19 protein-coding genes and 1 pseudogene are annotated in these 19,166 nt (G+C 65.5%); 9 read left to right on the forward strand and 11 right to left on the reverse strand.

Going from position 1 to position 19,166, the window contains the following annotated elements; translation table 11 throughout:
* Position 1 precedes the first annotated feature (1 nt).
* Positions 2-385, reverse strand: a complete 384-nt coding sequence (locus HS053_RS05705) for a DUF4177 domain-containing protein (RefSeq protein WP_174210251.1) — start codon at positions 383-385, stop codon at positions 2-4.
* A gap of 269 nt (positions 386-654) precedes the next feature.
* Here HS053_RS05705 and HS053_RS05710 point away from each other — a divergent pair, with 269 nt between their 5' ends.
* Positions 655-2,007: a dicarboxylate/amino acid:cation symporter gene (locus tag HS053_RS05710; RefSeq protein WP_174210252.1), complete on the forward strand. Its 1,353-nt coding sequence runs from the start codon at positions 655-657 to the stop codon at positions 2,005-2,007.
* Between the two features lie 69 nt (positions 2,008-2,076).
* Here the strand turns inward: HS053_RS05710 and gatB are convergent, their stop codons facing one another.
* Positions 2,077-3,588 (reverse strand): Asp-tRNA(Asn)/Glu-tRNA(Gln) amidotransferase subunit GatB, encoded by a 1,512-nt coding sequence (gatB, locus tag HS053_RS05715; protein ID WP_174210253.1) that lies wholly within the window; start codon positions 3,586-3,588, stop codon positions 2,077-2,079.
* A 182-nt stretch (positions 3,589-3,770) separates the two neighbouring features.
* Here gatB and HS053_RS05720 point away from each other — a divergent pair, with 182 nt between their 5' ends.
* The gene (locus tag HS053_RS05720; RefSeq protein ID WP_174210254.1) at positions 3,771-4,370 is read left to right on the forward strand and encodes a transglycosylase SLT domain-containing protein; all 600 of its coding nucleotides are present in this window, start codon (positions 3,771-3,773) and stop codon (positions 4,368-4,370) included.
* A gap of 125 nt (positions 4,371-4,495) precedes the next feature.
* On the opposite strand, the gene pepN is transcribed toward HS053_RS05720, so the two are convergent.
* Positions 4,496-7,075, reverse strand: coding sequence for an aminopeptidase N (gene pepN / locus HS053_RS05725; RefSeq protein ID WP_174210255.1), 2,580 nt, complete (start codon positions 7,073-7,075; stop codon positions 4,496-4,498).
* Positions 7,076-7,204: 129 nt separating this feature from the next.
* On the opposite strand from pepN, the gene HS053_RS05730 reads away from it, so the two are divergent.
* Both HS053_RS05730 and HS053_RS05735 read left to right on the forward strand, forming a co-directional pair.
* Positions 7,205-8,704, forward strand: a complete 1,500-nt coding sequence (locus HS053_RS05730) for an FAD-binding domain-containing protein (RefSeq protein WP_174210256.1) — start codon at positions 7,205-7,207, stop codon at positions 8,702-8,704.
* Between the two features lie 3 nt (positions 8,705-8,707).
* Positions 8,708-8,830 (forward strand): annotated as a pseudogene (locus HS053_RS05735) (DUF2256 domain-containing protein); the annotation flags it as partial.
* 129 nt (positions 8,831-8,959) lie between these two features.
* Here HS053_RS05735 and HS053_RS05740 read toward each other — a convergent pair.
* The 4 genes from HS053_RS05740 to HS053_RS05755 are packed head-to-tail and all read right to left on the reverse strand — an operon-like array spanning position 8,960 to position 10,714.
* Complete coding sequence (locus tag HS053_RS05740; RefSeq protein WP_174210257.1) at positions 8,960-9,406, reverse strand: SRPBCC domain-containing protein; 447 nt, start codon at positions 9,404-9,406, stop codon at positions 8,960-8,962.
* Positions 9,403-9,873, reverse strand: coding sequence for an SRPBCC family protein (locus tag HS053_RS05745; RefSeq protein ID WP_174210258.1), 471 nt, complete (start codon positions 9,871-9,873; stop codon positions 9,403-9,405). Before HS053_RS05745 ends, HS053_RS05740 begins: the two co-directional genes overlap by 4 nt.
* Positions 9,874-9,885: 12 nt before the next feature.
* Complete coding sequence (locus tag HS053_RS05750; RefSeq protein WP_174210259.1) at positions 9,886-10,380, reverse strand: SRPBCC domain-containing protein; 495 nt, start codon at positions 10,378-10,380, stop codon at positions 9,886-9,888.
* Positions 10,370-10,714 carry an ArsR/SmtB family transcription factor gene (locus tag HS053_RS05755; RefSeq protein WP_174210260.1) on the reverse strand — a complete coding sequence of 115 codons (345 nt, stop codon included), beginning with the start codon at positions 10,712-10,714 and terminating at the stop codon, positions 10,370-10,372. Before HS053_RS05755 ends, HS053_RS05750 begins: the two co-directional genes overlap by 11 nt.
* A gap of 167 nt (positions 10,715-10,881) precedes the next feature.
* On the opposite strand from HS053_RS05755, the gene HS053_RS05760 reads away from it, so the two are divergent.
* Positions 10,882-13,032, forward strand: coding sequence for a malate synthase G (locus tag HS053_RS05760; RefSeq protein ID WP_174210261.1), 2,151 nt, complete (start codon positions 10,882-10,884; stop codon positions 13,030-13,032).
* A 66-nt stretch (positions 13,033-13,098) separates the two neighbouring features.
* Here the strand turns inward: HS053_RS05760 and HS053_RS05765 are convergent, their stop codons facing one another.
* Positions 13,099-13,350 (reverse strand): BolA family protein, encoded by a 252-nt coding sequence (locus tag HS053_RS05765; protein WP_174210262.1) that lies wholly within the window; start codon positions 13,348-13,350, stop codon positions 13,099-13,101.
* A gap of 71 nt (positions 13,351-13,421) precedes the next feature.
* Between HS053_RS05765 and HS053_RS05770 the strand changes: the two genes are divergently transcribed.
* Positions 13,422-14,054, forward strand: a complete 633-nt coding sequence (locus HS053_RS05770; RefSeq protein ID WP_458358879.1) for a DnaJ domain-containing protein — start codon at positions 13,422-13,424, stop codon at positions 14,052-14,054.
* A 67-nt stretch (positions 14,055-14,121) separates the two neighbouring features.
* On the opposite strand, the gene HS053_RS05775 is transcribed toward HS053_RS05770, so the two are convergent.
* Positions 14,122-15,792, reverse strand: coding sequence for a glycosyltransferase family 4 protein (locus HS053_RS05775; RefSeq protein ID WP_174210263.1), 1,671 nt, complete (start codon positions 15,790-15,792; stop codon positions 14,122-14,124).
* Between the two features lie 113 nt (positions 15,793-15,905).
* Positions 15,906-16,370, reverse strand: a complete 465-nt coding sequence (gene msrB, locus HS053_RS05780; RefSeq protein ID WP_174210264.1) for a peptide-methionine (R)-S-oxide reductase MsrB — start codon at positions 16,368-16,370, stop codon at positions 15,906-15,908.
* Positions 16,371-16,574: 204 nt separating this feature from the next.
* Between msrB and cobS the strand changes: the two genes are divergently transcribed.
* The 3 genes from cobS (at position 16,575) to HS053_RS05795 (ending at position 18,493) form a co-directional block, all read left to right on the forward strand.
* Positions 16,575-17,549, forward strand: a complete 975-nt coding sequence (gene cobS, locus HS053_RS05785; RefSeq protein WP_174210265.1) for a cobaltochelatase subunit CobS — start codon at positions 16,575-16,577, stop codon at positions 17,547-17,549.
* Between the two features lie 11 nt (positions 17,550-17,560).
* On the forward strand, positions 17,561-18,016 hold the full coding sequence (locus tag HS053_RS05790; protein WP_174210266.1) for a hypothetical protein: 456 nt from the start codon (positions 17,561-17,563) through the stop codon (positions 18,014-18,016).
* A 108-nt stretch (positions 18,017-18,124) separates the two neighbouring features.
* Positions 18,125-18,493 (forward strand): hypothetical protein, encoded by a 369-nt coding sequence (locus tag HS053_RS05795; protein ID WP_174210267.1) that lies wholly within the window; start codon positions 18,125-18,127, stop codon positions 18,491-18,493.
* Here the strand turns inward: HS053_RS05795 and HS053_RS05800 are convergent.
* Positions 18,490-19,074, reverse strand: a complete 585-nt coding sequence (locus HS053_RS05800; RefSeq protein ID WP_174210268.1) for an NADPH-dependent FMN reductase — start codon at positions 19,072-19,074, stop codon at positions 18,490-18,492. The genes HS053_RS05795 and HS053_RS05800 overlap by 4 nt on opposite strands.
* Between the last annotated feature and the right edge of the window lie 92 nt (positions 19,075-19,166).

The raw sequence follows: 19,166 nt of genomic DNA on the forward strand, positions 1-19,166 counted from the left end.
TTTATTCGGCAGCCAGCCCGGTGCTGGCAGGCCCCAGAACCGGCGCCGGGCCGGCGGGGGTTTCAGCCGGGCCAAGGCGCGGCGCCGGGGCGGCGGAAACCGGATCAGCCAGCACAAGGCGCGGGCTGGCGGCGGGTGCTTCGGCCGCCTCTTGCAGTACACGGCGGAACACCAGCATGTTCTGGAACGTGGTCTTGGTGCCGGTCAGCCCGGTGCGCTCGTCCAGCGGCAGGGTGTCGGCGCGGACATAATCCCACCCCTCGCGGCCTAGCGCATTCATCAGCGTGGACAGTGCCAGCGCAAAGCGGTCTTCCGAGGTCTTGACCCCCCGCGCCTTTTCGCCGCGACGCGGCGCCGGGACGACCTTGTATTCGAAACGCTGCATGGGATTCTCCGCCTTTGCCCGCGCAAGATACTGAGATTCCTCCGCCAAGTCCAAGAGAAGACAGGGGAATCCGCGATGCCCGGCGCATTGCTGCCACACCGCAAACCCTAGCGGAACCGCCCCTCGGCGCCGCAACCCCTAGGCGTGCCCCAGCCGGGCCTATTGTGGAAACCCACAACTATGCGGCCCCCGCCCCCCGGCGCTATCCCCAAAGACAGGGAGACCCGGCGCACGGCGCGACGGGAGACGTGATTCCAAAGGGAGGCACCATGCATATCGAAACCGCGGCCCCGACCGGGCCCAAGCCCTTTTACGCGCAGCTTTACGTTCAGGTTCTGGCCGCCATCACGGCGGGTATCCTGCTGGGTCATTTCTACCCCGACCTCGGCGCCAGCCTGAAACCGCTGGGCGATGCTTTCGTCAAGCTGGTCAAGATGATCATCGCCCCGGTGATCTTTCTGACCGTGACCACCGGCATTGCGGGCATGTCCGACATGAAGAAGGTCGGGCGTGTTGCAGGCAAGGCGATGCTCTATTTCCTGACCTTCTCGACGCTGGCGCTGGTGGTGGGCCTTGTGGTGGCCAACCTGGTGCAGCCGGGTTCCGGCATGAACATCGACCCGGCCACGCTCGATGCCGAAGCGGTGGCGAAATACGCCGACAAGGCGCATGAGACGACGATCACCGGCTTTCTGATGTCGATCATTCCCGACACGGTGGTCAGCGCGTTCTCCGAAGGCAACATTCTGCAAGTGCTGTTCTTTTCGGTGCTGTTCGGGCTGGCTCTGGGCATGACCGGCGACCATGGTAAGCCGGTCCTGAACTTCATGCAGAACCTGACCTATCCGATCTTCAAACTGGTGGCGATCCTGATGAAGGCGGCCCCCATCGGCGCCTTCGGTGCCATGGCCTTCACCATCGGCAAATACGGGATCGGTTCGGTGATCAACCTCGCCTTCCTCGTGTTCTGCTTCTATCTGACGGCCTTCCTGTTCGTGGTGATCGTGCTGGGGGCTGTGGCGCGCTACAACGGCTTTTCGGTGTTCAAGCTGATCCGCTACCTCAAGGAAGAACTGCTGCTGGTGCTGGGCACTTCGTCGTCCGAAGCGGCCCTGCCCTCGCTGATCCAGAAGATGGAGCGCGCCGGGGCTTCGCGCTCGGTGGTGGGGCTGGTGGTGCCGACGGGCTACAGCTTCAACCTTGATGGCACCAATATCTACATGACGATGGCGGCGCTCTTCATCGCTCAGGCCACCAACACCGACCTGACGCTGGGGCAGGAAATCCTGCTGCTCGCGGTGGCGATGCTGTCGTCCAAGGGCGCTGCGGGCATCACCGGCGCGGGCTTCATCACGCTGGCCGCCACGTTGTCGGTGGTGCCGACGGTGCCGGTGGCGGGGATGGCGCTGATCCTTGGTGTGGACCGCTTCATGTCCGAAGTGCGGGCCCTGACCAACTTCATCGGCAATGCGGTGGCCACGCTGGTCGTCGCCCGCTGGGAGAATGAGCTGGACATCGACGCGCTGAATGACGCGCTGAACGGCAAACCGCATGTGGTGGCCCCCCATGCCGCCGATCCGCTGCCCCCTGCCTTCAGCGACGATATCCTTGCCGTTGACTGATCAACCCCGGTCACACCAAAGCAAAAGGGCACCCGCGAGGGTGCCCTTTTTTCTGATAGAAGCGGCGGCTTACAGCCCCAGCTTCTTCGCCACCATCTCATTCACCACCGCCGGATTGGCCTTGCCCCCGGTGGCCTTCAGCACTTGGCCCGTGAACCAACCCGCCAGCTTGGCATTGACCCGCGCCTTTTCCACCTGCGCCGGGTTGGCGGCAATCAGATCGTCCAGCGCCTTTTCAATCGCGCCGGTGTCGGTGACCTGCTTCATCCCCCGCGCCGCCGCAACTTCCGCCGGATCGCCGCCTTCGGTCCAGAGAATCTCGAACAGTTCCTTGCCCATCTTGCCGGTGATCTCACCCGAGGCCAGAAGGTCCAGAAGCCCGCCCAATTGCCCAACCGAAACAGGGCTTTCCGCGATGGACTTCGACTCCTTGTTCAAACGTCCGAAAAGCTCGTTGATCACCCAGTTCGCGGCAATCTTGCCATCGCGCCCCCGCGCCACCGCCTCAAAGAAGGCCGCCGCCTCAAGCTCGGCCGTCAGCACATTGGCATCATAATCGGTCAGCCCGAAATCGCCCATGAACCGCGCCTTCTTGGCATCCGGCAATTCCGGCATCGAGGCCGCGATGTCATCCACCCAAGCCTGCTCGATCTCCAGCGGCAGAAGGTCCGGGCAGGGGAAATAGCGGTAGTCATGCGCCTCTTCCTTGCTGCGCATCGACCGGGTTTCGCCCTTGTCCGGGTCGTAAAGCCGGGTCTCCTGCACCACCTTGCCGCCATCCTCCAGAATGGCAATCTGGCGCCGCGCCTCGTAATCAATCGCCGCCTGAATGAACCGCAGCGAGTTCATGTTCTTGATCTCGCAGCGCGTGCCGAGATGGCCGAAATCCTGCGTCGCCTGATATTTCTCATACTGGCCAGGACGGCAGACCGAGACGTTCACATCCGCCCGCAGGTTGCCGTTCTGCATGTTGCCGTCGCAGGTGCCCAGATAGCGCAGGATCTGCCGCAGCTTGGCGACATAGGCCGCCGCCTCTTCCGGGCCACGGATATCGGGGCGGCTGACAATCTCCATCAGGGCAACGCCGGTGCGGTTGAAATCGACGAAAGACATCGTCGGGTCCATGTCATGGATCGACTTGCCCGCGTCCTGCTCAAGGTGAATCCGCTCGATCCGCACCAGCCGCGCGACACCCGGCGCCAGTTCCACCAGAACCTCGCCCTCACCCACGATCGGGTGGTAAAGCTGCGAAATCTGATAGCCCTGCGGCAGATCGGGGTAGAAATAATTCTTGCGGTCGAAGGCCGAACGCAGATTGATCTGCGCCTTCAGCCCAAGGCCCGAGCGCACCGCCTGCGCCACGCAAAACTCGTTGATCACCGGCAACATCCCCGGCATCGCGGCATCGACGAAGGCCACGTTCGAATTCGGCTCTGCCCCGACCTGCGTCGAGGCGCCTGAGAACAGCTTGGAATTCGAGGCGACCTGAGCATGAATCTCCATGCCGATCACCAGTTCCCAATCGGACTTGGCCCCGGCAATCACCTTGGGCTTGGGCGCTTCATAGGTCAGATCCAGCATCGGGGCCTCCATCGCTTGCCCTCGCCTTCTACGGCAGGCGAAGCCCCCCCTCAAGGGCCGCAAGCGGCGGAAATCGGCCCAAATCCGCGCAAGCCAAAGCGCCGCGCTTGCCAGAACGCCGGTTTCTTGGCCAAAGCGCCCTTGCCGCGTGCATTCCTGCGCGGTGCTGCCCAAGTGAACCCATGCTGAAACCCGCTGCTTTTCTGGCCCTGACCCTGACAGTTTCCGGCTGCGTCGATACCACCGCGCCCGATTTCATGTCCTTCATGCCAGGCGGCAAGCCCCCCGCCATGGCCTGGGATCACCGCCCCGAAGCAGATCAGTGGACGGTCAGCACCATGTCCGCCGTCGCCTCTGAAGATGATGCGCTGGCCGATCTCGTGCCCGAAGACATCGACACCTGGTGCCCCGGCTATGCCAAAGCCTCGATCGGCGAACGCCGCGCCTTCTGGTCGGGCCTGCTTTCGGCCGTGGCGCGCTATGAAAGCAGTTGGAACCCGCGCGCCTCGGGCGGTGGCGGGCGCTATATCGGCGTAATGCAGATTTCCCCCCGCTCTGCCGCCAATTACGGCTGCGAGGCCGATACCGCCGCCGAACTCAAGGATGGCGCGGCCAATCTGCAATGCGCCGTCGAAATGGTGGCCTATCATGTCGAGCGCGACGGCGTGGTCGCCGGGCGCGGCACCAAAGGCGTGGGCCGCGACTGGATGCCGCTGCGCGACGCCGGCAAACGCGCCGCCATCGCCGACTGGACCCGCGCGCAATCATATTGCCAGAAGTAAACTCCCGGCATTTGCCCTTCTCGAAATACTCCCGCCGAAGGCTCTTTGCCCGAGCCGGTTGGCCGCAGGCCAGAGGCGAGAAACAAAAATGCCGCCGTTTCGCAAGAAACGGCGGCGCAATTTCCTTAAATGGCCAGCATCCGCCCCACCATCTCTGACAGATCGCGGCTGAGGCCGGGTGCCGCCAGAATCCGCTGCAAGGCCGCCCGGATCATCGCCTGCCGGTCGGCGTCATAGCGCGGCCAGGTCTCGAAGGCGGTGGACATCCGAGCCGCCGTCTGCGGGTTCACCGGGTCCAGCCGGATCAGCCAATCGGCCAGCAAGGCATAGCCCGCACCGCTTTCATGGTGGAACCCGGCATGGTTGCCGGTAAAGCCGCCCAGCACCGCGCGAAAACGGTTGGGGTTCTTCATGTCGAAATCGGGCCGTGCGGTCAGCCGGGCGACCACGGCGGGCAGCGACTCGGGCGCGGCCATCGCCGCCTGCACCGCGAACCATTTGTCCATCACCAGCCGGTCGCCCTTCCAGCGCGCCTCGAAATCCGCCAGTTGCGCCGTGCCCTGCCCCGCCTCCAAGAGGATCGCCAGCGCGCCGAAGCTCTCGGTCATATTGCCCGCCGCGGCGTAAGCCGCCCGCGCCGCCGCGCCGCCGTCCAGCCGCGTCAGCAAGGCCAGCGCCGCCAACCGCAGCGCCCGCCGCCCCGCAGGCCCGGCTTCGGCCGAGAACGGCCCCTCCACCCGCATCGCCGCTTCCAGCCCCGCCAGCCTTGGCCCCAGAGCCTGCGCCAGTGCCAACGACAGCGCCTGTCGCGCGCTTCGGATGCGGGCCGGGTCGGGCACATGACCCGATTGCGCCAGCGTGGCCGCCATATCATCCTCGCCCGGCAGGCGCAGCGCCAGCGCGCGGAAGGCCGGGTCAAGCCCCTCGTCAAAGGCGAGCCGCGCCATACCGTCAAGGAAATCCGGCAGGGGCGCCGCCCCTTGGGTGATCATCCGCGCCAGCACATCCTTGGCCAGCGCGCGCCCCGCCTCCCAGCGGTTGAACGGGTCGGTGTCATGCGCCAGAAGGAAGGCGCGCTCCGCCGCCGGAACCTCGCGTTCCAGCACCACAGGCGCCGAAAACCCCCGCAGGATCGAAGGGATGGGTCGCGCCGCCAGCCCCTCAAAGGCAAAGCTCTGCACGGGTTTGGTCAGTTCCAGCACCGTCGTCGGCACCACTTCGTCGCCGTTGGGATTGAGCAGGCCAACCGCCACCGGAATAACCTTGGCACCCTTTTCCGGCTGCCCCGGCGTGGGCGGGTTTTCCTGCGCCAGCGTCAGGGTATAGGTGCCGCCCTGCGGCCCGGGGCTCCACGCCTCATAGACCTTCAGCCGGGGTGTTCCGGCCTCGGTATACCAGCGTTTGAACTGCGACAGGTCGCGCGCCGTGGTATCTTCAAACACCGTCAGCCAGTCTTCGATGGTCGCCGCCTGCCCGTCATGCCGCGCGAAATAGAGGTCCAGCGCCTGTGCATAGGCATCATCCCCCACCATCCGCCGCAGCATCCCGATCACCTCGGCGCCCTTTTCATAAACCGTGGCGGTGTAGAAATTGTTGATCTCGACAAAGCTGTCGGGCCGCACCGCATGGGCCAGCGGCCCCTGATCCTCGCGGAACTGCCGGGCGCGCAGCATGAGCACATCCTCGATCCGCTTGACCGCATGAGACCGCATGTCGCCCGAAAACTGCTGATCGCGGTAAACCGTCAGCCCCTCTTTCAGGCAAAGCTGGAACCAGTCGCGGCAGGTGATGCGGTTGCCGGTCCAGTTGTGGAAATACTCATGCGCGATGATCGCCTCGATCCGGGCGAAATCGTCATCAGTGGCGGTGGCGGCATTGGCCAGAACTGCCTTGGAGTTGAAAATGTTCAACCCCTTGTTTTCCATCGCGCCCATATTGAAGTCATCGACGGCCACGATGTTGAAAATATCCAAGTCATATTCGCGGCCATAGACCTCTTCATCCCAGGTCATCGACTTTTTCAGCGCCTCCATCCCCCAGGCGCAGCGGTCTTCGTCCCCCGGACGCACCCAGATGTTCAGCGCCACCTCGCGGCCCGAGGCGGTGATGAAGCGGTCGGGATGCGCCACCAGATCGCCCGCCACCAGCGCAAAGAGATAGGCCGGTTTCGGCCAGGGATCATCCCATTCCGCCCAGCACGGCCCCTGCCCCAGCGGATTGCCGTTTGACAAAAGCACCGGCAGATCGCCCTCGATCCGCACCCGGAAGCGCGCCATCACATCGGGGCGGTCGGGGTAATAGGTGATCTTGCGAAAGCCTTCGGCCTCGCATTGGGTGCAATACATGCCGCGCGACATATACAGCCCCTCCAGCGCGGTGTTCGCCTCGGGCGCGATTTCCACTTCGGTTTCAAGGGTGAAGGCACCCTCGGGAAGATCGGCGGCGGCAATGGTCAGGCCGGTGTCGTCGAGTGCCGGAACCACCGCCCGCCCATCCACCGCAGCCGAGATCAGCCGCAGCGCCTCACCATGCAGGCGCAGGTCGTGGCGGCCCGGGCGGGCCGGGTTCGGCGTGAAGTCCAGCCGGGCCAGCACCCGCGTGGCCTGCGGCGCAAGGCGGAAGGTCAGCGCCACCTGCGGCAAGAGAAAGGCAAAGGGCTGATAATCGGCAAGGCGGATGGTGCGCGGATCGGTCGTGTCGGGCATGGCGGTCTCCTTCCGCCGCAGGCTAGGACGGCGGGGCGGCAGAGAAAAGCCCCGCCGCGCGGCAAACCTGCGCCAACCGGCCGTAGAACGCCCTTGCCGAATCCCGGCGGGCAGCTATGTCTTTGTTCCATGAATGTTCTCGTCTGGCTCAAACGCGACCTGCGCCTTGCCGACCATCCCGCGCTGACCCTTGCGGCGGGCATGGGCCGGGCCTTGCCGGTCTATGTGGTCGAGCCGGAATATTGGCAGCTCCCCGACACCTCAGCCCGGCAATGGGAGGTGACGGCCGAGGCGCTGGCCGATCTGCGTGAGGCACTGGCAGCGGTTGGGATGCCGCTGGTGCTGCGCGTGGGGCCCGCGGTCGAGGTGCTGGCGCGGCTGTGTCGGCAGCATGACATCACCACGATCGTCAGCCATGAGGAAACCGGCAATCTCTGGACCTTCGCCCGCGACCGGCAAGTCGGCGCATGGGCGCGCGGCGCGGGGATTGTCTGGCATGAGGTGCCGCAATCGGGCGTGGTGCGGCGCCTTGGCAACCGTGACGGCTGGCAGGCGCGGCGCGATGCCTTCACCGCCGAGGCGGTGCTGCCGGCGCCCGCCATGGTGCCGGTTCCGGGGGTCGAGCGCGGGCAGATCCCCACCGCCCGCGCCCTGCGGCTGGCCGAAGACCGCTGCCCCCATCGCCAGCGTGGCGGCCGGACCGAGGCGTTGTTGCTGCTCGACAGCTTTCTGACGCAGCGCGGGGAGCCCTATCGCAGCGCAATGTCCGCCCCCCTCGCCGCCGAGCGGGCCTGCTCGCGGCTGTCGCCGCATCTGGCCCTTGGCAGCCTGTCGGGGCGCGAGGCGGTGCAGGCAACCACGGCCCGCGCGGCGGAACGGCCCGGCGGGCGCTGGGGCGGGGCGCTGTCCAGCTTTCAAAGCCGCCTCGCCTGGCGCGATCACTTCATGCAGAAGCTGGAAGATCAGCCCGACATCGAGCTGCGCTGCCTGTCGCGCGCCGCCGAGGCGCTTCGCCCGCGCGAAGCCGATGCCACCCGGCTGGCAGCATGGGCCACCGGGCAGACCGGCCTGCCTTTTGTCGATGCCTGTATGCGCTATCTTCAGGCCACGGGCTGGCTGAATTTCCGGATGCGGGCAATGCTGATGGCGGTGGCTTCGTATCACCTCTGGCTGGACTGGCGGGCGACGGGCCATGTGCTGGCCCGGGCCTTCACCGATTACGAGCCGGGCATCCACTGGCCGCAGGTGCAGATGCAGTCGGGGGTGACGGCGATCAACACGCCGCGCATCTACAACCCGGTGAAACAGGGGCTGGAGCAGGACCCGACCGGCGCCTTCACCCGGCGCTGGCTGCCGGAACTGGCGGCGGTGCCGGACGGTTTTCTGCAAGAGCCGTGGAAATGGCCGGGCTTTGCGAAAATCGCCGGGCGCCGCTATCCCGAGCCGCTGGTCGATCCGGTGGCAGCGGCGCGGGCCGCCCGCGATGCCGTCTGGGAGTTGCGCCGCCGCGAGGGCCACCGGGATGAGGCGGCGGCCATCGCCGCCCGCCACGCCAGCCGCGCCCCGGCCCGCAGCCCGCGCCGGATGACGGCACGGCCTGCCTCGGCCCAACTAGCGCTGGACCTGTAAGCCATGGCGAAGACGCGCAAAAAGGCCAACCTGCCGGTCAAGACCTGTGCGACCTGTGGCCGCCCGATGGTCTGGCGCCGGGCCTGGGCCAAGGTCTGGGACGAGGTCAGATACTGCTCGGACGGCTGCCGCAGGCGCAAGGGGGCTGCAAGGCAAGACATCACGAGCGGCCCGCCCCTGCCCGACCCCGGAGGGGTTTTGCACCCCTCCGGACCTCCCCGCAGGATATTTGCAGAAAGAGGATGGGGCAGAAGATCAGTTGGCGCCGATGAAGCGGGCCAATTTGCCCAGCGTCTGAAGCCCCAGTTCCACCGCGCCAAAGCCTTTGGCGTTTTCGTATTCCTCGGGCGTGATGAAGATCATGCCAAGGGTGACCGTGGTCACGCCGTCCACCTCGGCGAAACTGGCCCAGGCATCGGCATGTTTCGGGCCGTTCTCGCCCCAGTGCAGGGTGTATTCCAGACGGCTCTGCGGCTCTACCAGCGTATAGCGGTGGTGGTTGGGCCAGACCGTGCCATCCGGCCCGATCATGTCGAACACCCATTCACCGCCTTCGCGCAGGTCGATCCGCGCGGTGCGGCAGGAAAACCCGTCCGGCCCCCACCATTGCGGCAGGGTTTCGGGATTCATCCAGGCGCCCCAGACCAGACGGACCGGCGCCCGGATGGTCCGCTGGATCAGCATGGTGCGGTCGGAGGTCATGCCTTCAATCCCTGCGCATAGGTTTCAAGCTGCGTGGCGACCGTGCCCCAGCCATCGTAAAAGCCCATGTCCTTGTGCGCCTTGGCCGTATCCGGGTTGCGGTGCCGGGCGGTGGCGGTATAGCGGGTCCGCCCGCCGCCCAAATCCTCGAAGGTGACGATGGCGGTCATGAAGGGTTCGGGCGCGGGTTTCCAACCGGCGGTGTAGCCATCGGTGAAGACCAGCTTTTCGTTGGGGATCACCTCAAGATAAACGCCGTTGTTTTCCATCAGGTTGCCCTCCACCTCAAACGTGGTGTTGCAGGCGCCGCCGGGGCGCACGTCCAGGCTGCAATGGGTCACCTTATGGGGCTTCGGCACGAACCAGTGAACCAGATGTTCGGGCGTGGTCCAGCATTTATACAGCAATTCGCGCGGCGCGTTCAGTTCACGCACCAGTTGCAGGTCCAGTTCCGGGTCAAGCTGCATGATCGTCTCCTTTCAATCGTCAAATGAGGGCGCAAGCGCCGCAAGCTGATCAGCCACCGTGCCCCAGCCGTCGTGAAAGCCCATCTCGCGGTGGCGGCTGGCATCCTCGGGGCGGGCATGGCGGGCGGTGGCGACATAGCGGGTGGCCGCCCCTTCGGCGATCAGCGCGATTTCGGCGGCAAAGCCGAACATCGGCTGCGCCACCGGCACAAAGCCCGCTGTCATCAGGTCGGTAAAGCGCAGCCGGTGCTGCGGCTCGGCATGAAGGATCATCATTTCAACGCGGTGTTCGCCGCCATCCGGCAGGCGCATATGGGTGAAAAACCGCCCGCCGGGCTGCGGCTCGATCACCAGATCGGTGATTTCCACCGGGCTTGGCACCCACCAGCGGCGCAGGCGGTCCGCCTCGGTCAGGCAGCGCCAGAGCGTTGCGGCGGGCGCCGGGATCAGCCGTTCCACCCGCAGGTCGCGTGCGGGATCAAGGGCAGGGTCGCGGTCAGTTGTCATCGCCTTGCTCCATCAGCTTCATCACATAGGCTTCCAGCCGGTCGGCGCGGCCCTCCCAGATGGCGCGCTGTTCGGCCAGCCAGTCGGCTGTGGCGGCCAGCGTTTCGGGCCGGGCATGGCACATCCGGGTGCGGCCGGTCTTTTCGGTGGCAATCAGTTGCGCCTCTTCCAGAACCGACAGATGGCGCATCACCGTGGGCAGGGCGAGGCCGGTCGGCCGCGCCAGTTCGGAAACCGGCACCGCCCCCTTGCCCAGCCGCGCCAGCATGGCACGCCGCGTCGGATCGGACAGCGCCTGAAAGATAAGGTCGAGGTCGGGATCAAACTTAGCCATAACGCTAAGTATCATGTCCCGCCAAGGCTGGCAAGCCGCCTGATGGATTTTCAGGCTTTGGCCGAAGCATATTCCGCCCGGCAAGGGCAATCGGGCCGTGGCCTGTGTTGCCTGAAACGGCGGCGGCCCGTATCTGTGGACAGAGGTATGCAGCAGGAGGGGCGGCAATGGTCGAACGGTTGGATCGCAGCGGGTTGCAGGTGGATGCCCGGCTGGTGGCCTTCGTCGAGGGGAAGGCCCTGCCCGGCAGCGGCATTGGTGCCGATGCCTTCTGGAGCGGCCTTGCCGCCACGCTGACCGATCTGGCGCCAAAAAACCGGGCCTTGCTGGAACGGCGGAGCGTGTTGCAGGCGCAGATCGACGGCTGGCACATCGCCCACCGCGGGCAGGCGCCCGACCCTGCCGCCTATCAGGCGTTTCTGCGCGAGATCGGCTATCTCTTGCCGGAGGGGCCGGATTTCCAGATCGGCACCGCCAATGTGGACCCCGAGATTGCCCGCATCGCCGGGCCGCAGCTTGTGGTGCCGGTGATGAACGCGCGCTATGCGCTGAATGCCGCCAATGCCCGCTGGGGCAATCTTTACGATGCGCTTTATGGCACCGATGCCTTGGGCGACCTGCCCAAGGGCAAGGGCTTTGACCCCGAGCGCGGCGCGCGGGTGATCGCTTGGGCCAAGGCGTTCCTTGACACCGCCGCGCCGCTTTCCGGGGCCACATGGGCGGAGGTCACCGCGATTGTGGCGGGGGCCGAGTTGCAGCTTGCCACCGCGCGCGGGCCGGTGGGCTTGCTGCGCCCGGGCCAGTATCTGGGCCATGCGCAGGACGGGGATTGGGGCTTTGTCCTGTTGGAAAACAACGGGTTGAAGATCGAAATCCTCGTGAACCGCAAAGAGGGCACCGGCATCACCGACCCGGCGGGCATCGCAGCGGTGAACCTTGAGGCGGCGCTGTCGGCCATCATGGATTGCGAAGATTCCATCGCCGCCGTCGATGCCGAGGACAAGGTTCTGGCCTATGGCAACTGGCTGGGCCTGATGAAGGGCGACCTGACGGAAGAGGTGCAGAAGGGCGGCAAGACCATCACCCGGCGGCTTTACGGCGATTTCACCTATACCGCCCCCGATGGCAGCCCCCTGCCCGTCAAATGCCGCGCGCTGATGCTGGTGCGCAATGTCGGGCATCTGATGACCAATCCGGCCATCCTGCTGCCGGATGGCGCCGAGGTGCCCGAAGGCATCATGGATGCCTTTGTCACCACGCTTTGCGCGCTGCACGACCTGAAGAAACCCGAGGGGCCGCGCAATTCGGTGGCCGGCTCGGTCTATGTGGTCAAGCCCAAGATGCACGGGCCGGAAGAAGTGGCCTTTGCCGTGGAAATCTTTGACCAGGTCGAGGCGGCGCTGGGCCTGCCTGCCAATACCGTCAAGCTGGGCATCATGGATGAAGAGCGCCGAACCAGCGCCAATCTCAAGGAATGCATCAGGGCGGCGCGCGACCGGGTGGCTTTCATCAATACCGGCTTCCTCGACCGGACCGGGGATGAGATGCACACGGGCATGGAAGCGGGGCCGATGATCCGCAAGGGCGACATGAAAAATGCCGCCTGGATCAAGAGTTACGAAGATCGCAACGTCGATATCGGGCTGGCCTGCGGCTTGCAGGGGCGCGCGCAGATCGGCAAGGGGATGTGGGCGGCGCCCGATCTGATGGCGGCGATGCTGGAGCAGAAGATCGCCCATCCCCGCGCCGGGGCGAATTGCGCCTGGGTGCCCTCGCCCACCGCCGCCACGCTGCACGCCACGCATTACCACCGCGTCGATGTCCGCGCCCGTCAGGACGAGATTGCCAAGGGCGGGGCGCGCGGCACCCTGGCCGACCTTCTGACAGTGCCGACGGCGGCGGGGATCAACTGGCAACCCGATGAAATTACATCGGAAACCGAGAACAACGCGCAGGGCATCCTGGGCTATGTGGTGCGCTGGGTCGATCAGGGGGTGGGCTGTTCCAAAGTGCCCGACATCCATGATGTGGCGCTGATGGAAGACCGTGCCACCTGCCGGATTTCGGCGCAGCATCTGGCCAACTGGCTGCATCACGGCGTGGTCAGCGCCGATCAGGTCATGGCGGTGATGCGCAAGATGGCGGCTGTGGTCGATGGCCAGAACGCCGGGGATGCGGCCTATCGGCCGATGGCGCCGGGCTTTGACGGGCCGGCGTTCCGGGCGGCCTGCGATCTGGTCTTCAAGGGGCGCGAGCAGCCTTCGGGCTATACCGAACCGCTGCTGCATCACTGGCGGCAGGTGGCGAAGGCGCTGTAAGGCGCCGTCGTTTCCGCGTCCCTTTTCCGTAGTTATTCTGTATTTTTTTCGTAAATACAGGCCCGGTCAGGCCGCGTCGATCGCCAGCGCGTGGATGCGGCCCACCAGATCGCCCAGCGCCTGATGCACGGCGCGGTGGCGGGCGACCCGGCCAAGGGGCGCCAGCGCCGCTGACCGGATCAGAACCGCGAAATGGCTTTCTCCGCTGCCGTCATCGCCGGAATGCCCGGCATGGCGGTGGCTTTCGTTCACCACCTCCAGCCGCTCGGGGGCGAAGGCGGCGGTCAGCCGGTGGCGCATCTCGCTCTCGATATTCATTTTTCCGTTGCCCCCTTCACCTTGCCAGCCAAATCCCTAAACTTGTGGCCCCGAGTCGGAAAGGCCTGCTGATGTCCAAAACCCCCTTTGAATTTGACCTGCGGGTGTCGGCCGACAAGGCCAAGCGCAAGACCGGGCGGCGCGGCGGCATGTCCGGCGCCTTTGACAGTTCGACCCGGCCCTGCGATTTTCCGGGCTGCAAGGAGAAGGGCGCCTATCGTGCGCCGAAATCGCCCGATCTTCTGGACGAGTATTTCTGGTTCTGCCGCGACCACATCCGCGAATACAACCTGAAATGGAATTTCTTCGGCACCGCCACCGATGAAGAGTTCAAGAAGCTCTGGGACAAGGACCGCATGTGGGAGCGCGAGACCAAGCCCTTCAGCCGCAAGGATGACGGCCGCGCCTGGCAGCGGCTGGGCGTGGATGATCCGATGGAGCTTTTGGGCGAGAAGGCCACGCAGAACCCCGGGCGCCCGGTTTCGACCGCCACCCGCAAGCTGCCCCCGACCGAGCGCAAGGCGGTAGAAATCCTTGATGCCCGCGACACCTGGACCAAGGCGGAAATCCGCAAGCAATACAAGTCGCTGGTCAAGGATCTGCACCCCGACATGAACGGCGGCGACCGCAGCGACGAGGAACGGCTGCAAGAGGTGGTCTGGGCCTGGGATCAGATCAAGGACAGCCGGTTCTTCAAGGACTGACAGGGCCGGGTGCCCGACTTGCCCGTAGGATGGGCAATCTGCCCATCCTGCCTGCGCCCGGATGCGATCAGACCCGCCGGATGAAGTCGTATTTCAAAAGCCAGATCAGGATGCGCTCGACCGAAGCGGGCGCCAACCGAAGCTGGGCCGCCAGCGCGTCGCGGCTGGTGCCCGGCGGGCCGGCCTCGGTCACCGCGCGCAGCAGCGCCGCGATCTGTGCCGGGGCGGCGAACATCCGCTTCACCCCGCCATAATCCCGCGCGGTCAGCGTCGCCTCCAGATCGGCCCGGCCGGACAGGTCGCGGGCGGCAAAGCGGGGGGTGGCCAGATCGGCCACCTCGCTTGGCCATGCCGCGAAGAGGGCGGTGGGCGATGGCGCCACCGGCAACGCATGGGCGGGATAGCGCGGGGCCGAAGCCGCCCCGGCGCGGCGCAGCGCCTCTTGCTCGGCCCAGAGATCCTGCATTCGGGGGATGACCTGCGCCCAGTCATAAACGCCGCGCGCCCGCGCCGCCCCCGCCTGCCCCATCCGCCGCCGCAGCCCGGGATTGAGCGCGAGGTCAAGGATGCGCGTCACCATTTCGCCAATGTCCAACTCGGTCATGGCAGAGGTTGCAGCGCAATATTGCACATAATTATCGACGCCGCCGCGATAGCGCAGCGCCTCGGGCGCCAGCGCCTGCGGGCCGAGCATCCGGCTGGTCACCCGGAACCCGACATCAGGCGTGACGGTATCCTTCATGCCATCCCAGTCCGACACCAGCAAAGGCAGGCCCGCCGCCATGGCTTCGACCGGGGCAAGGCCGAAGGTTTCCTGAATGTTGTCGATCGGGAACAGAAAGACATCCGCCCCCGACAGCGCCGCGCTGCGCTCGTGCGGATCGGCGCCGTCGGTCAGGGCAAACCCCACCCCGGGCATCAGCGCCGCCGCCCCGGCTTCAAACACCCGGCGGGAATAATCGTCGCGGAAGAGGCCGCAGAACACGACATGCAACCGCTGACCCGGCGGCAGGCGGCGCTGCGCCTCGGCCATGGCAAGATAGACCGGGAGGGGATCGAACTTCTCATGCGGGGTCAGGCGGGCGATGGTGGTGAAGACCACATCCTGCGGCGCAGCCCCCAGCCGGGCGCGCAAGGCCGCCCCTGCCGCCGGGTCGGGGGCAAAGGCCGCGCAGTCGATGCCCAGCGGGATGACCGGCAGCAGGGGGCGCGGCCCCGGGCGGGCGCCCAGATGGCTGGCCAGATGGGCGTCGATCAGGTCCATTTGATAGTCAACCGAAGCGCGCACCGCCCGGCTGGTGCAGATCACCGCATCCCATGGTTTGACCGGCGCAACCCGCAGGTTCAGCCAACCCTCCATCACCGCCGCGGTCGAGGTGGTATGGGTCACCCCGCTGAGAGACCAGGCCCCCGGACCATAGGGCGCACGCCGCCATGCCTCGGGCGCGAAATTGGGGCTGGGGTAATAGAGGGTGCGGATCGGCGCGATGCCGCCCGGCTGCTGGCTGGACACGATGCGCAGGGGCAGGCCCGGGCGCAGGCTTTCGGCAAGGGCGCGGACAGGCTCGGCTTCGGCGGGATTGCCGGTCAGCAGCACCGCTTCGGCAATGTCGGCATGGCGCAGGAAACCGCGCAGAAAGCTTTCCCCGGCCACGCGGCGGCCATTGATGCCCTTGGCGGCCGGATCATAGCCGTCGGGCGCATACCACAGCGCCGCATTGCGGGCCGGGTCCGTCATTCCGGGCGCCCTTCACGGCGGCAGGGGCGGGGCATCGGCAAGGGTAATCTCCTGTCACTCCGCCGCAGGCTAGGCGGTTGTCCGCCGCTAAGAAAGCCGGAATCGCCCCTTGATCAGCCCGCCCGGAAGGTCAGCGCCAGCCCGTTCATGCAGAACCGTTTGCCCGTCGGCGGCGGCCCGTCGTCAAAGACATGGCCCAGATGCCCGCCACAGCGGCGGCAATGCACCTCGGTCCGGCTGCCGAACAGGCCCGGGTCGGGGCGGGTGGCCACCGCATTCGCCAAAGGCTCCCAGAACGAGGGCCAGCCGGTGCCGCTGTCATATTTCGTGGTTGACGAAAACAGCGGCAGGTCGCAGCCGGCGCAGAGGAAGGTGCCCGCCCGCTTTTCATGGTTGAGCGGGCTGGACCCTGCCGGTTCCGTCGCCTCTTGCCGCAGCACCCCAAAGCGGTCCGGCCCAAGCCGCGCAAGCCAGTCCCCGTCGCTGAGACTGACCTCGAAACTTTCGCCCCGCGCAACCGCAGGCAGGCCGAGCGCAACCGCAGCCGCCCCGGCCCAAAGGAATCCCCGTCTGTGCATGATTACCTCCTGTCGCGTGTCACTGTGGCAGGTTACGCGGCCGATGGCGGATAAGTTTCATCGCCTCACGCCAATGGGAAAGCACGCCATCCCTCCCCTTGCGGCCCGGGGCGATATGTTCCACTACTGACCCCGGACGGTCAGGGCCCTTGGTGCCCGGCCTGCGATTTTTTGACGAAGCGACTGGGGCGATTGGGCAAGGCGATGCTGGACACTGTGATGAAACCCACCGAAGAAATCTCTGTGCGGGATGTTTTCGGCATCGACACCGACATGCGGGTGAAGGGCTTTGCCGAACGCAGCGACCGCGTGCCCGAGATCGACAGCACCTATAAATTCGACCCCGATACGACTTTGGCGATCCTTGCCGGCTATGCCTATAACCGCCGGGTGATGATCCAGGGCTATCACGGCACCGGCAAATCGACCCATATCGAACAGGTCGGCGCCCGGCTGAACTGGCCCACCGTGCGGGTGAACCTTGACAGCCACATCAGCCGGATCGACCTGATCGGCAAGGATGCGATCAAGCTGCGCGACGGCAAGCAGGTGACCGAATTCCACGAGGGGATTCTGCCTTGGGCGCTGCGCAACCCTGTGGCCATCGTGTTTGACGAATATGACGCGGGCCGGGCGGATGTGATGTTCGTGATCCAGCGCGTGCTGGAGCATGACGGCAAGCTGACGCTTCTGGACCAGAACGAGATCATCACCCCCCACCCGTCCTTCCGGCTGTTCGCCACCGCGAACACCGTGGGCCTTGGGGATACGACCGGCCTCTATCACGGCACCCAGCAGATCAACCAGGCGCAGATGGACCGCTGGAGCCTTGTGGCGACGCTGAACTATCTGTCGCATGATGCCGAGGCGGCCATCGTTCTGGCCAAAAGCCCGCATTACAACACCGAGAAGGGCCGCAAGACCATCAACCAGATGGTGACCGTGGCCGACCTCACCCGCACCGCCTTCATGAACGGCGATCTCTCCACGGTGATGTCGCCGCGGACGGTGCTGAACTGGGCGCAGAATGCCGAGATTTTCCGCAATGTCGGCTATGCGTTCCGGCTGTCGTTCCTGAACAAATGCGACGAGCTGGAGCGGCAGACCGTCGCCGAATTCTTCCAGCGCTGCTTCGGCGAGGAACTGCCGGAGAGTGCGGCGAGCATGGCGATGAAGTGATGCGATGGGCGATGCTTGCAGTTCTGGCAATGCTGGAAACTGGCGCCGCCCATGCCCAAGGCCTCCCCAGCGATCTTTCATCTGACCAGATCGACGAAATCGTGCTTTGCAGCGCCAGCTTTGAAGTGCGCGCAGATTTGATGCGCGATTGGAAGGCAAACAGCGAAGCGATACGCAATGAGCGGGCGGCTGCGTATTTTTTCGCAGACTATGTTGCGCGCCATTCCCGAGTCGCCCAGTTCGACACCGGACGGCGCCTGGCGAAAGATCTGGTTCTGAAGTTCTATGCCAGAGACATCACCTACGATGTAGAAAATTCCAAACCTGTCCTGCTGGAGCTATATCGCAGCATGGGCGCCACCGGGGCTTTTCCTCCGACCTGTATGGAGGATGAAATTTGCATTCACTGCAAGAATTTGCTGCGAACCTATCAACGGCTGGACGGCACAACCGCGGCCGCCCATTAGGTCCGTAGGATGGGCAATCTGCCCATCCCTGCCTTGGGTAAGGATGTGCAGATTGCCCATCCTACGGAGCCGCTTGATTGCCGATAAGATCGGCGTATCGTCCTTTATATGGGCGTTGTGCGAACTTTGTTTGCGGCATGGGCCAGCCTTGTTCTGGCCTTCCCCCTGCACGCGCAAAGCCCGGAGCATCTTTTTGCCACCTGCGCCGGCCGCCTTTCCGCTCTGACCGAGTTTCAATGGCTGACCGACGGCCCCGCCTCGGAACAGACCGCGCGGCAGCGCGACGCGATGGTCGCCCTTGCCGAAGCGGCGGCCCCGGCCGAGGTGCTGCCGCATCTGATCACCTGGCGCATCAATGCAAAAGCCGCCCAGACTGCCTTGTTGCAGCGGGCGGCTTTCGGTTCTGACCCCGAGGGGATCGCGGCCCGGCGGGCGGAGCGGCTTGTCGCCGCCTGCCGGGCCTTGCTCTTGGGTTAGGCGCGGGCAGCCTTGGTCGCCTTGGCCCACCAGGTCACATCGTCGAGCAGCGCGGTGGCCGAAGCACCGATCGAGCCTTCGATGTCGGCCAGATTGCCCGAACCGCCAAAGCCGGGGTGGACCTTGAAGAAGTCGCCCGCGCCGATGTGAACCGAGTTGCGGACGGGAACCATTTGCAGCTCGACACCGATCTGGCGCAGATGGCCCAGCGCGGCGGTGCCACCCATCGAACCATAGGCCACGGCACCGAAAGGCTTTTTCGCCCACTCGACATAAGCCTGATCCAGCGCGTTCTTCAGCGCGCCGGTGATCGAGCGGTTATACTCGGCCACGACGAAGATATAGCCGTCGAACTCGGCCAGTTTCTTCTGCCACTTGACGGCGACTTCGTTCTGGCTGGGCGCCCAGGCGTTCGAGGCCACTTCGTCGAAGAAGGGCAGCGGGTAGTCGCGCAGATCCAGCACTTCGACATCAAGCTGGCCATGGGCGGCGGCCTTTTCGACGATCCATTTGGTGGGAATGTCGGCAAAGCGGGTCGGGCGGGTCGAGGAAACGATAACGGCGATTTTCGGTTTGGTCATGGTCTTGATCCTTTGGACGGGGTGTGGTGTTCGTTGCGCTCAAGATGGCGCTTTCCGGCGACATCTCAATTCCGCACCGCCGCGCGGGAGCT

The sequence above is a fragment of the Tabrizicola fusiformis genome, assembly GCF_013328815.1.
Lineage (GTDB): Bacteria > Pseudomonadota > Alphaproteobacteria > Rhodobacterales > Rhodobacteraceae > Fuscibacter.